11 protein-coding genes are annotated in these 13,282 nt (G+C 39.2%); 1 reads left to right on the top strand and 10 read right to left on the bottom strand.

The genetic code is table 11. The features are described from left to right. Positions 1-100: 100 nt before the first annotated feature. The 9 genes from P4V41_RS14090 to P4V41_RS14050 form a co-directional block, all read right to left on the bottom strand. Entirely contained in the window at positions 101-1,849 is a 1,749-nt protein-coding gene (locus tag P4V41_RS14090; protein ID WP_328085683.1) for a phospho-sugar mutase, read from the bottom strand. Between the two features lie 232 nt (positions 1,850-2,081). After that, the gene (locus P4V41_RS14085) at positions 2,082-3,632 is read right to left on the bottom strand and encodes a bifunctional GNAT family N-acetyltransferase/carbon-nitrogen hydrolase family protein (RefSeq protein WP_328085682.1); all 1,551 of its coding nucleotides are present in this window, start codon (positions 3,630-3,632) and stop codon (positions 2,082-2,084) included. 27 nt (positions 3,633-3,659) lie between these two features. Beyond that, on the bottom strand, positions 3,660-4,055 hold the full coding sequence (locus P4V41_RS14080) for a VOC family protein (protein ID WP_328085681.1): 396 nt from the start codon (positions 4,053-4,055) through the stop codon (positions 3,660-3,662). Positions 4,056-4,060: 5 nt separating this feature from the next. After that, entirely contained in the window at positions 4,061-4,723 is a 663-nt protein-coding gene (locus P4V41_RS14075) for an HAD family hydrolase (RefSeq protein WP_328085680.1), read from the bottom strand. A gap of 74 nt (positions 4,724-4,797) precedes the next feature. After that, a complete protein-coding gene (locus P4V41_RS14070) occupies positions 4,798-5,652 on the bottom strand; it encodes a ComEC/Rec2 family competence protein (RefSeq protein WP_328085679.1) in 855 nt (284 codons plus the stop codon). Between the two features lie 395 nt (positions 5,653-6,047). Further along, positions 6,048-7,214, bottom strand: a complete 1,167-nt coding sequence (yhbH, locus tag P4V41_RS14065) for a sporulation protein YhbH (protein ID WP_328085678.1) — start codon at positions 7,212-7,214, stop codon at positions 6,048-6,050. A 200-nt stretch (positions 7,215-7,414) separates the two neighbouring features. Then, positions 7,415-7,588: a hypothetical protein gene (locus P4V41_RS14060; RefSeq protein ID WP_328085677.1), complete on the bottom strand. Its 174-nt coding sequence runs from the start codon at positions 7,586-7,588 to the stop codon at positions 7,415-7,417. Positions 7,589-7,620: 32 nt separating this feature from the next. Further along, positions 7,621-8,196: a signal peptidase I gene (gene lepB, locus P4V41_RS14055; RefSeq protein ID WP_328085676.1), complete on the bottom strand. Its 576-nt coding sequence runs from the start codon at positions 8,194-8,196 to the stop codon at positions 7,621-7,623. A gap of 190 nt (positions 8,197-8,386) precedes the next feature. Further along, a complete protein-coding gene (locus P4V41_RS14050; protein WP_066391232.1) occupies positions 8,387-10,282 on the bottom strand; it encodes a PrkA family serine protein kinase in 1,896 nt (631 codons plus the stop codon). 170 nt (positions 10,283-10,452) lie between these two features. Between P4V41_RS14050 and P4V41_RS14045 the strand changes: the two genes are divergently transcribed. Further along, a complete protein-coding gene (locus tag P4V41_RS14045) occupies positions 10,453-12,291 on the top strand; it encodes a transglycosylase domain-containing protein (RefSeq protein WP_328085675.1) in 1,839 nt (612 codons plus the stop codon). Positions 12,292-12,455: 164 nt separating this feature from the next. On the opposite strand, the gene P4V41_RS14040 is transcribed toward P4V41_RS14045, so the two are convergent. After that, positions 12,456-13,013 carry a DUF5366 family protein gene (locus tag P4V41_RS14040; RefSeq protein WP_328085674.1) on the bottom strand — a complete coding sequence of 186 codons (558 nt, stop codon included), beginning with the start codon at positions 13,011-13,013 and terminating at the stop codon, positions 12,456-12,458. Positions 13,014-13,282 lie beyond the last annotated feature (269 nt).

Below are 13,282 nucleotides of genomic sequence, written 5' to 3'. Positions count from 1 at the left end.
ATCAAAATACCTATAGGGGTATATTACATCTCTTTAATATTGATGTCAACCCCATGAATTTATATGGCTGCAAGTATATAACTTGCAGCCTCTGTTCCTGTTATTGTACCACTTTTTGCATTCTTTCATGAACCAAATCCATCACTGATTGTTTGAGGTTTACTAAAGCTTCGTCTGCTTTATTATGTGAATCAGCGTTAACACCAAAATAAAACTTCACTTTTGGTTCTGTCCCAGATGGTCTTACGCAGAACCAAGAACCATCTTCTAATTGGTATTTAAGTACATTTGATTTAGGGAGATGGATGTCACTCTTTTCATCTTTCATAACATCGTAATGAACGCTCGACTTATAGTCTTCAGAAATCACTAATTTTTGACCATTCACTTCGAGCGGCATATCTGCTCTAAAGCCTGCTAATAAATTTTCTATTTGCTCTGCCCCAGACTTACCTTTTAATGTTAATGACTCGAGACCTTCTTTATAAAACCCATGTTTTTTGTAAACATCATCTAAAGCATCAAAAAGAGTTTTCCCTTGTTTTTTATAATATGCAGCCATTTCAGCGCCCATTAAACAAGCCTGCACGGCGTCCTTGTCACGAACGAAATCCCCAATTAAAGAACCGTAGCTTTCTTCATAACCGAAAATAAACGTATGTTTTCCGCTTTTTTCGTATTCTTTAATCTTTTCACCAATAAATTTAAAACCTGTGAGGGTATCTTCACACGTCAAACCGTATGATTCTGAGATTACTCGACCAAGTTCTGAAGTTACGATCGTTTTAAAGATAATCCCTTTAGAGCATAAGCTTCCTTTTTCTTCACGTTGAGAAAGGATATATTCAATCATTAGAGCTCCAGTCTGATTACCTGTAAGAATCTCATATTCACCTTTGCTGTTCTTAGCGGCAATTCCTACTCGGTCTGCGTCAGGGTCAGTTGCCATTAAAAGATCTGCATCGGTTTCTTGTCCATATCGAATCGCCAATTCGAACGCAGCGTGCTCTTCCGGATTAGGTGACTTCACTGTAGAAAAGTTAGGGTCCGGCTGTTCTTGTTCTTTAACGACTGTAACATTTGTAAAACCTAACTGTTGAAGTCCTTCTCTTACGGGAATATTTGCAGTCCCGTGAAGAGGCGTGAAAACGATGCTTAAGTCCTGCATCTCTTTGATCACTTCACGGTTTAAACTAATCTTTATTAGTTGATCCATGTAAGCTTTGTCGATTTCTTCACCAACAACTTGAATCAACCCTTCGCTTTTGAGTTCCTCTTCAGATCTCACTGCAATAGAAAGTTCATCTTCAACGGCATTTACTTTTCCGATTACTTCATCAGCTTCTTTTGGCGGAAGCTGGCCGCCATCTGGACCATATACTTTGTATCCGTTGTATTCTGGTGGATTATGGCTTGCTGTAATAACGATACCACTATAAGCTTTCAGGTATCTTACAGCGAATGATAACTCAGGTGTAGGTCTTAAGCTCTCGAATACGTAAGCTTGAATCCCCTGAGATGCTAATGTTTTCGCTGCTTCCATCGCAAATTCAGGTGATTGATGACGAGAATCGTATGCAATTGCAACACCGCGCTTTTTAGCCTTCTCCCCTTGCTCTTCAATAAAATGAGCCAAACCTAAAGAAGCTTTCCGAACCGTGTACGTGTTCATTCTATTTGTACCCGGACCTATTTCACCACGCATACCACCTGTGCCAAATTCTAAATTTTTATAAAAGCAGTCTTCAAGTGCTGTCCTGTTCTCCTTGATTTCCTCTAATGCAGCCTTTAATGGTTGTTCGAGCTTTTCGTTCCCTACCCATTTCTCATATGTTGTCTCCCAGGACATAGTACTGCCTCCTTATGTTATATGTAATGAATGTATTTGTTTTTTTGTTAGTTTCGATATGAATCGAGTTATTCCTGCCATTTCTATTAAATACGGCCTTTATTATACCGCTTTCAGCACAAAAAATAAAATACCGTAGGAAAGCACTCTTACACATTGACAAGGTTCGTGATATTTCCCGAGGAATAGAAAAAAAGCGGCAAGCTATATATGCTTACCGCTTTCCATACCGTTATTTGCTTTTATCTTTTTGAACAACGCTATACAGATCTAACCTTCTATCCCGTAGAAGGGTTACACTTCCTGTTTTACGTTGTCTTCGTAAAATTTCTAGATCCACATCACCTACTACAACTGTTTCAATATTCGGGTGACATTCCCCAACGATTCCGTCTCTTGGGAATGAAAAATCAGATGGTGTAAAGATACCGGACTGAGCATACTGAATATCCATGTTCTCCACTTGTGATAGGTTTCCAACAGTACCTGCGATCGCTGTATAAATCTCATTTTCAATCGCACGAGCCTGCGAACAATATCGAACGCGCAGATAGCCTTGACGATCTTCCGTACAGAAAGGTGTGAAGATGATCTTCGCCCCTTGATCGGTTACGATACGTGAAAGTTCAGGGAATTCGATATCATAGCAGATCAAAATCGCTATTTTTCCGCAATCTGTATCAAATACTTGTACTTTATCACCAGCCGTAATTCCCCACCATTTTCTTTCGTTCGGTGTGATATGAATTTTGTATTGTTTATCAATTGTCCCGTCTCTTCGGAATAGATATGCAACATTGTAGATATCTCCGTCTTCTTCAACAAAGTGGGAGCCACCTATGATGTTCACATTGTAACGAACGGCAAGATTCGTAAAGAGTTCGATGTATTGCTCTGTAAATTCTGTTAACTTACGAATGGCTAAGCTAGGACTCTTCTCTTCACAAAACGATAACAACTGAGTAGTAAGAAGCTCAGGGAATACAGCAAAATCTGATCCTTGATCAGATGCAACATCTGTATAATACTCGACCTGTGTCGCAAAATCTTCGAAAGAACTTATGGTTTTCATCATATATTGAATTGTCGTAATTCGAACAGGCTCACTCGTTTTAAAATACTTTTTCGTTTTATTAGGAATATAATCAACATTGTTCCATTCCATTAATGTCGCATACGCATTTGATTGCTTATCATCAGGCAGATAGCTCTTGTTTAATCGCATCACAGTAAAACCATTCATCAATTGAAAGGTTAAGACAGGATCGTAAATGTTGTGCTGAATGACTTCTCTTACATATTCTCGAGGAGTCATTTCCTTAGCGTGCTTATGGTAGTTTGGAATTCTTCCGCCTAGAATAATACTTTTTAAATTCTTTTGCTCAGCTAGCTCTTTTCGTGCTTCATAAAGACGAGCCCCAATCTTCATTCGTCGGTATTCTGGGTGTACCATTACTTCGATACCATACAAGTTAAAACCTTCTGGATCATGGTTCGTGATATAGCCTTTATCTGTGATTTCATCCCACGTATGCTTATCATCATATTCATCAAAATTAACCATTAAACTTGAGCAGCTTCCAACAATCTTTCCTTCATACGTTACACAAAATTGTCCTTCTGGAAAGATACGAAGATGGCTTTCGAGCTGTTCCCTCTTCCAAGGTTCCATGTTTCCTGGAAAACAAATCTGTTGAAGCTCTAAGATTTCCTCAATATCTTCAAACTCAATGTTGCGTAGTTCTATTTTTTTCTCGAATTTTGAAACGTCGATCTCACTCATGTTATCCGCTCCTCTACCTTGCTTATCTTATTTCCAATCCTTCATCCGCTCTTTGAGACTGCCTGTGAAAAGTTCTATTTCATTACCATCCGGGTCTTCAAAGCTAACTGTGTTTCCACCGCCTCTTTGTAGCGGACCTCTTGTGATTCTAACGTTTTGTTCATTCAGCAACAGAACCGCTTTAGGAAAATGTTCTTTAGAAACTGTAAATGCAAAATGATCAACACCTATTTGATTCTTACAGATAGGTTTTGCATCTATAATTTCTAATAAACACAGCCACACTCCCCCTACGTCTAGGTATATATCTGTATTCCCTTTATGAAGGATTCTAGCACCTAGCACGTTCTTATAAAATGTGATAGATTCCTCTAAGTTTGAAACTCTGATGGTAATATGATTTATACCTTGAACTTTAAACATATTTTTTAACCCTTATTCTCTGCCTGTTTAATAAGTGATGCGAGGCTCAACTCTGCTAAGGTTTCCATCTGATGATCAACATCGCTAAACGTCATATGTCTTGTCACAGGATTAGGAATGGCTACACAATATAGTCCTGCTTTTTTAGCTGCCATCGATCCGTTTACAGAGTCTTCAAACGCGATAGCTTCATGAGGTTTTATATTCAAGGCTTTAACCGCTTCAAGATAAAGAGCAGGATCAGGTTTAACTTTTTCCACATCGTCTGCTGTTTTTATCACTTCAAAGTAGTGCATCAAACCGATTCTTTCTAAATGCTCTTCTACCCATTTTCGTGAAGAACTTGATGCGAGGCCAACCTTTAATCCAAGTTCCTTAGCAGCTTCAAGGTAATCAAGAATACCTGGAAGTTCCCGTTGCTCAGCAATTAAGGCAAGTGCACGCTCTGTCTTTTTTGCTCTTAACACATTATGATCAAGCTTTTTATCGATCTGTCTTTCTAAATATTCGTAAGGATTAAAATCAGAATGGGTACCGATGCATTCTCCCCAAACCTCTAGCGGCAGATCGCTTCCATGTTCCTGATACAGTTCTTGAAAAGCGTTATAATGCTGCGTTTCCGTATCTAGAATCGTTCCATCAAAATCAAATATCAAAGCCTTGATCACGGTTAACCAATCCCATCTTATGCGTTTTATACTATTTTCTTAAATATTTATAAAAGACGCAAGAAAACCGATTTTTAATGAAGGACATTTGTTCTAAACATAATCTTCTTCCCATTGCTTGTGGCGATAATTGCCCCGAGCTGATCTGTCCGATAGACTGTCATCTTTCTATTGTCTAAACGATACAACACCTCTTTTGATGGAAACTGATAAGGATTATTCCTTCCGACCGAAATCACAGCTGTTTTTGCTTTTACTTTTTTCAAAAATTCCATCGTTGTTCCCGTATTAGCTCCATGATGACCCAATTTAATTACATCTGCTTTAACGCCACCACGTTTTAATATCTCTTTTTCTTCTTCAGCACCTGCATCTGCCATGAGAAGAAAATTCTTTTTGCCATGCTTAATCTTGATCACAGCTGAGTAATCATTGATGTGTTTATAATAAGATCCTTTAGGTGCTAACATTTCTACTTTTACAGAGAAGCCCATCTTAAAATTCACACCCGCTTTTGCGCGATCTACGGGAATTTGTTTTTCGTTGATCACTCGAAAAAGGTCATGATAATATTTGGTATCGTATGGTAGATTGGGCATGTACAATACACTCACTGGAAACGCCCTGATTACATCATCTAATGATCCAATATGATCGTGATGAGGATGAGTAGCCACCACGATATCGAGATGTGTAACTCCTTCTTTTTCTAGATAAGAGATGATTCTATCACTGTCATGTTCATCTCCACCATCGATTAGCATCGTTTGTCCGTTTGGTGCTTTTATCAGAATACAATCAGCCTGACCAACGTCTAAAAAGTGAATCGTCAACGGATCAAACCAGTCCGCTCGAGCTTTATGAGGAACAATAGTTAACATGAGCATCAAGCTCAAACAGAAAACGGCAAACTTGTTAATGGTCTTCAAATCTCACACCCCTTTACATCCATTTTTTCGTCCATAATACGTAACCTTAGTTATATGTAATTTTGTTGAATTCAACAACAAAACCCGCCATCCAATACATGGATGCGGGCGATTTGGTTTTTTATGAATATTCGTTTTCTAAAAGCTCATTCCTAATTGAATATTGTCTGGAATTATATCTATAATGTTCTCTTCTAATAGAATGCTGCTATCGAATTTTTTTCTTCATCGACAAGTTGATCGGAGTGTAAGATGCGAGACTCCTGCGGGACAAGCGGTCAGGTGAGACCCTTAAAGGCACAAAGTGGCAAGGGGCTCACCGCCTGCCCCGCGGAAAGCGAGCATCTGAAACGGAGATCAACCACTTTCAAGTACATCAATGAATACAACTGGCCTTATGCGTTCACTTCATTCTTCTTAAAAAAGCTCTTCATAGCATGATACACATCAGCTTTTTCTTTTAGAATATAATGACTAAACTTCGGATTATCCATATTCTTATACACACTCATCAAAGTGGAATGACGGTTATAAGCATTCACTTCACCATAACCAAACATATTAGAATGCTCCATGATTTGCTGAACCAGTTTCACACATCGTGCATTATCACTCGTAAGGTTATCTCCATCAGAGAAATGGAACGGATAAATGTTATAACGGCTCGATGAGTATTTCGTCTCGATTAACTCAAGCGCTTTGCGATATGCAGACGAACAGATGGTTCCACCACTTTCACCCTTGTTAAAGAAATCTTCCTCAGATACAACTTTTGCCTCCGTGTGATGCGCAATAAATTCAATCTCTACTTTTTCATACTTTGACCGCAAGAATCGTGTCATCCAGAAGAAGAAGCTTCTCGCCATATACTTTTCCCAGATTCCCATCGAACCTGAAGTATCCATCATGGCTAATACCACTGCTTTTGATTCAGGTTTGATGACTTCGTTCCATGTTTTGAAGCGAAGGTCGTCATTATGGATAGGAGCAACACTTGGCTTTCCTATTAAAGCATTTCGTTTGAACGCAGTAAGAATCGTTCTCTTTTTATCCACGTTCCCCATGAGCCCTTTTTTACGAACATCATTAAATTCAATCTTTTCAAGCACGATTTGGTCTTGCTCTTTTTGTTTTAAGTTAGGCAGTTCTAGTTCTTTAAACAACATCTCTTCCAATTCTAAGATTGAAACCTCGGCTTCTGCATAATCGACACCTGGTTTGTCACCTGCAGGTCCTTTTCCTTTTCCGGCCCCGCTTTGTCCGGCACGTCCATCTCTGGCTACTACATCCCCCACCTGACTATCTCCATCACCTTGGCCTACGTGCTTGTTTTTGTCGTAGTTGTATCGGATTTTGTATTCATCCATTGAACGGATTGGGATTTTAATTACATCACGTCCGTTGGATAAAATGATATTCTCTTCACTTATCAAATCCGGCAAGTTGTTTTTAATGGCTTCCTGCACTTTTTCCATATGCCTTTGATGATCTTGATATCCTTTTCGGTGGAGGGACCAGTTTTCCTGAGACACAACAAAATTGTTCTTTTCCGGCTCACTCATTGTTTTCCCCTCCAGAGCAGCAAGAGTCAATGCTGCTTTTCTTGATCAACCCGGGGCATAACTTGCTTTATACAATCAGCTATTATCAGAAAAAAAGGGTTGGTTACATTATCATATGCACGTACTTCTTAGAATTGCTAAACTTTCATGATAAAAAAACCGTCTTTTCTAAAAAAGAAAAGACGGCTTTGTTGTGTACGTTATTTATTATATTCTTTCTTGTCGTGCTGCTGTGGATCTGGCGTTTTCCCGCTTTTACGGACTTCTTCATTTGTAGAAACATGTTCCATTACTTTTCCGTGTTCTTTCATTTCTTCAAAGTTAGATGCCATTGAACTGTTTTTACGTTTAGGTTCTTTATTTTGTTTTGTCATAGGGATTCACCTCTTATTGAAATTTTCCCCATTTACTCCTTTTTAAAACCATTAAAAACTTTTAACTCATCCATCGGCCAATAACGAATGTTAGCTTCACCCACGATATCAGTCATCTCAACAAAACCAATATGGCGGCTGTCGATACTGTGAAGCCTGTTGTCACCAAGTACAAAGATCTTTCCTTTAGGCACCGTATCGAGCCCTGTGATCTCTTCTAGTGTGAAATTACCTGTGAGTGTCCGGTCACCAGCAAATTGCTTAAATTCTTTTAGATAAGGTTCTGACACTGGTTTGTTATTGATATATAACTTATCGTCTTGATAAGCAATATGATCTCCCGGTAGACCAATCACTCGCTTAATATAATCCTCTTCAGGATTTGCCTTAAAGACGATCAGATCAAATCGTTCAGGCTGACTTATTTCATATCCGATCTTATTTACAATCAGACGGTTGCCGTTTTGGATGGTCGGCATCATCGACTCACCGTAAACCACATATTGCTCAATCAAAAACTTTTTTATGATAATAGCTAGAATAAGTGCAACACCAATAGCTTTTATCCAATCCATTAATCCGTTTCTTTCTTTTTTAGTCGAGCTCATCGGGCTCACTTCCTTTAGTTAGCTTATTAGTATCAATTTACCATTTTTAAGTAAGTAAAAACAAGTTCAATTATTTTTATCATAAATACGATTGTAAATTCTACTCTGTAATTTGTTTAGTTTTCCCTATTTTTTTGTAAAAAAACACACCCTGACAACCTCAATCGTGTCCTGGGTGTGTTTCGATATTTTATCGGTTCAATAGACTTCCTACGTATCTTAGTAGTTCGTTGGCACTAGTTGTATTATAGCCGTGTTCATCTACTAGCCGTGCGATGACTTCGTTTATCTTCTTCAGTTGTGACTCATCAGGAGTTTTAGATGATGTGGTGATTTTTACAACATCTTTAAGGTCCGCGAATAATTTCTTTTGAATCGCTTCTCTTAACCTCTCATGAGAATTATAATCAAATTTCTTTCCTTTTCTTGCATAAGCAGAGATTCTAATGAGAATTTCTTCACGGAATGCTTTTTTTGCATTCTCAGAGATTCCGATTTGCTCTTCAATCGATCTCATCAATTTCTCATCTGGACTCATCTCTTCACCAGTAAGCGGATCGCGCAGTTTATTTTTATTACAATACGCCTCCACGTTATCGAGATAATTGTCCATGAGCGTTTTCGCAGACTCTTCGTACGAGTAAACAAACGCTTTTTGAACTTCTTTCTTCGCAATATCATCGTATTCTTTGCGAGCAGCTGAGATAAAGTTAATAAACCTCTCTTTATCTTCCTTTGATATGGATGCATGATGATCAAGCCCGTCTTTTAATGAACGCAGAACATCGAGCGCGTTGATAGAAGGTGTTTCTTTGCGGATGATCGCTGATGATATTCGGTTAATAACATAACGCGGGTCGATACCAGACATACCTTCATCTGCAAACTCTTTCTTCAATTCCTCAAGGTCAACATGGTTGAATCCTTCTACGATCTCTCCATCATACAACCGCATCTTCTTCAATAGATCCATACCTTGTTTCTTTGAATCCTTCAATCGTGTTAGCACAGAGAATGTTGCGGCCACTCTTAATGCGTGCGGTGCAATATGAACATGAGACATATCACTCTCTGAGATCATCTTGGCGTATATTTTTTCTTCCTCTGAAACTTTTAAGTTATAAGGTACGCCCATCACGATAATCCTTGAGTGCAGGGCTTCGTTTTTCTTATTCGCAATGAACGACCTGTATTCTGATTCATTCGTATGCGCGACAATTAATTCATCCGCTGAGATCAGTGCAAATCTTCCCGCTTTAAAGTTACCTTCTTGTGTAAGAGAAAGGAGATGCCATAAGAATTTTTCATCACACTTCAGCATTTCCTGAAACTCCATCATTCCTCGGTTAGCCTTATTGAGTTCTCCATCAAAGCGATACGCACGTGGATCTGATTCTGAACCATACTCTGCAATCGTGGAGAAGTCGATACTACCCGTTAAGTCAGCGATATCTTGTGACTTAGGATCGGATGGGCTGAATGTTCCAATCCCTGTTCGCTTATCCTCTGAGAAGAAGACGCGTTCTACCATAACATCTTCAATGCGATTGTCATATTCGTGTTCAAGCCTCATCGTGTTAAGAGGAGATAAACTTCCCTCCACTCGAATGCCATAATCATTAAAAAACTCTTTTCTTAAGTGCTGTGGAATTAGATGCAGTGGATCTTCGTGCATCGGACAGCCTTTGATCGCATAGACCGCTCCTGCAGGTGTTTTCGTGTATTGCTCTAATCCTCGTTTAAGCATTGTAACTAAAGTGGATTTACCACCGGATACTGGTCCCATTAACAATAAAATACGTTTACGAACATCAAGGCGTTTAGCGGCAGGATGAAAATACTCCTCAACAAGTCGTTCGATTGATTCTTCTAATCCAAAAATCTGATCGCTGAAAAAATGATACACCTTTTGACCATTCTTTTCTGAAATGCCAGCATCTTTGATCATGTTGTATACTCTTGAATGCGCAGACTGGGCAACAAATGGCCGATCACGTAAAATATCAAGGTATTCAGCGAAGGTACCTTCCCAGGCTAAACGCTGTTCTTCTTCACGATGCAGTTGGATTCTCGATAAAATATCCATGAGTACCTCCTTGATTGTATTGGCTCCATCAAGTGTTAATCTACTCTATGCGGGGATGTCCGTAATCATTCTGTTTGTATAGCGATTTTTATTTAAAAAAGTTGGAATCTCCATTTGCATAGTCATGGTAAAATATGTTTATCCTTATGTTTTGAAACGGAGAAAGCCTTATGAATCAAAAGCTTGGCCTTATGACAGTACTCTTACTCCTCTGTATCGTGTTCTTTTCATTTATGGGTTTAAGAACTGAACACGAAAACTATATTCCTTTTCAAAAAGCGATTTCGTCACTTGCTCAAGTGGAGAATATGAAACTAGCTGAAAACAGTCGCCTTCTTGATGGAAATGGAGATCTTCTGTATGAGTTCAAGAGTAATGAGAGCCGCATTTATCTTGATTACAACAAAATCCCTGAACCTATGCGCCAAGCATTCATCGCTACGGAAGATCAAGATTTCATACAGCATCATGGAATCGATGGAAAAGCGATCGCCCGAGCTTTTATTACAAATTCTACAGCAGGATCTGTTCAGCAGGGCGGCAGTACGATCACACAGCAGCTCTCACGCAATCTATTCTTAACACACGAACGTACATATGACCGAAAATTAAAAGAGCTATTAATCTCCTACAGAATCGAACAACAATTGTCAAAAGAGAAAATCTTAGAGCTTTATATCAACTCGATCTATTTTCAAAATGGTGTGTATGGCATTGAAAAGGCTAGTCGATATTACTTCAGTAAGCCTGTGGGTTCACTTTCAGTAGCTGAAACAGCACTGCTCGCGGCCATTCCAAACAATCCAAAGCTGTATGATCCTCTAACAAACTTCGAGAACACGCTAAAACGGCAAAAGTGGATTTTATTGAAGATGAAAGAGCAAGGTTATTTAAACGAAGCTACTTATGAAGCATCGCTTAAACAACATATTAAATTAAACGTTTCTCAGCCTGTCGTTCTCTATCCTGAAATTGTAGGATATGTAAAAGAAGAGCTTCTAAGTTTAATAAGAACCGCTCCTGCTAATAATGGACTGACAACCGAAGAGCTTCTGCTAAAGAGAGATCAGCTATTAAAAAGCGGTGTTGTTGTCGAGACTGCATTAAATCCTAAGCTACAAAAAGAAGCAGTGCGTGCTGTGAATAGCAGGTTACCCTATAACGATGTAGAAGGATCTGTCGTTGTTGTCGATCATGTTTCAAAACAGATCGTATCTATAGTTGGCGGAAAGAATGTTGGATTAGAAGAATTCAACCGTGCCTACCAAGCGAAAAGACAGCCAGGATCTTCAATAAAACCGCTACTCGTCTATGCTCCTTATGTTGAAGTATTTGACGCAAAATCACACTCCCTCATTTCTGCAACAAGAATTTGTGAAGGCAACTATTGTCCTAACAACTATGGAGGAGCTTCTTACGGAACTGTCTCTTTGAAAAAAGCGATGGCGAGCTCAATCAACACAGCGGCTGTCAGAGCACTAAGGAAAACAGGAGTGAATAAGGCGTTTTCTTATTTAAAGCCCTTTGGATTTTCGTCTTTAACACGTGAAGATTATCAACTTGCAAGCGCACTCGGTGGATTTTCTAAAGGCTTTTCGCCGCTAGAACTCACAAGTGCGTATACGACTTTTAGTTCTGGAGGTACATTTGTAAAACCTAGGTTGATCACTTCTGTTAAAGATAAGAACGGAAAGGTGTTATATGCTTGGAAAGAGCAACCTGTTTCTGTGTGGAGTGAAAAAACAAATAGCGTGATGCGTGAGATGCTCCAGGCTGTAACGATTTCAGGTACTGCAAAAGATGCTCGGTTCAGGGGATCAACGTATATTGGCGGAAAGACAGGAACAACAAATGACGTGCGCGACCTGTGGTTTATCGGTCTGACTGATCGTTACACAGCAGGCGTTTGGGTAGGACGTGATACACCAAGCAGTCTTCGGTCCATTGAGAGTTCGTCTCCAGAAGTCATGATTTGGCGGGATATAATGATAAAAGCATATCAAAATTGAGAATAAACCCTGTCACTTAGTAGTGGCAGGGTTTTTTAGCTGTGTATTAGGAACTGTGGAGCTAATGACAAGAAGTATATTCATGATAATACGGCGAGATTCATAAAAAATACGGCGAGATTTCAAAATTCGACAATACTCACTTTTTCTACCTACTTAACTTTCTAGGTAATAGCTGCCACGAACGCATTATACAAACGCATCACTGTATAAACAACAAGCAGCCCGAAACCTGTCCAGAAGAATAAGTGTAGAAATACCATTCCCATGATACCTTTGGTTGATAAGCTCGAGCTGATCCGCAATAAGAATTGAAAAAAGTACAAAAGAGATGCGACAATGAACACAACACCTATCAGCAGCACGGAATGGTTCAATCCGATCGCAAGCATACCGCCTACAAAAAAGTACCAGCTCCCGCCTTTTCCGTGCTGAAGCAGCGTCCCTTGTGAATCACTCGAAAAAAAGAACAAACTGAGGTGCGTTAACGTGTCAGACAGCAGCTTTAGAGCAGCAAACACCATAAAGAACAGCAAAAACAAACAAAAGCCGATCGATAGGTGAATCACATGATCATCAAATAATTCTTGCATTCCCTGGTAAACACCAAAGTATGTAAGCTTATCAATTAAAAGTCTTTCAAAGTAAATGGCAAACCCCGAACTGAACAGAATAATAGAAAACAAGGGAAGATACCCTGTCATATATACGTTTTTCTTCATTTATGCTTGCACGAATCCCCTCGAATTGTTAAATTTCAGCAGAAATACATTCCCATGAAAACCGTTTTCATTTATAATGAGGAAAGATACTGGAAAGAATAATACTACTTTCAAAGGAGGAGTTCAAATGGATTTTATCCTCATCCTACTCGTGATGCTCGCCTTCCTGACTGCCATCTTTACAGCAGGCTATAACGATCGTCCTGGAAAAAACTAATCCATATACATATGGAAGTAAAAACGTCCCTTTTTGAACTGCACCCCAATTG

This window comes from Fictibacillus nanhaiensis, assembly GCF_036213205.1.
GTDB lineage: Bacteria > Bacillota > Bacilli > Bacillales > Fictibacillaceae > Fictibacillus > Fictibacillus nanhaiensis_E.
This window is presented reverse-complemented; position numbering and strand designations above follow the sequence as displayed.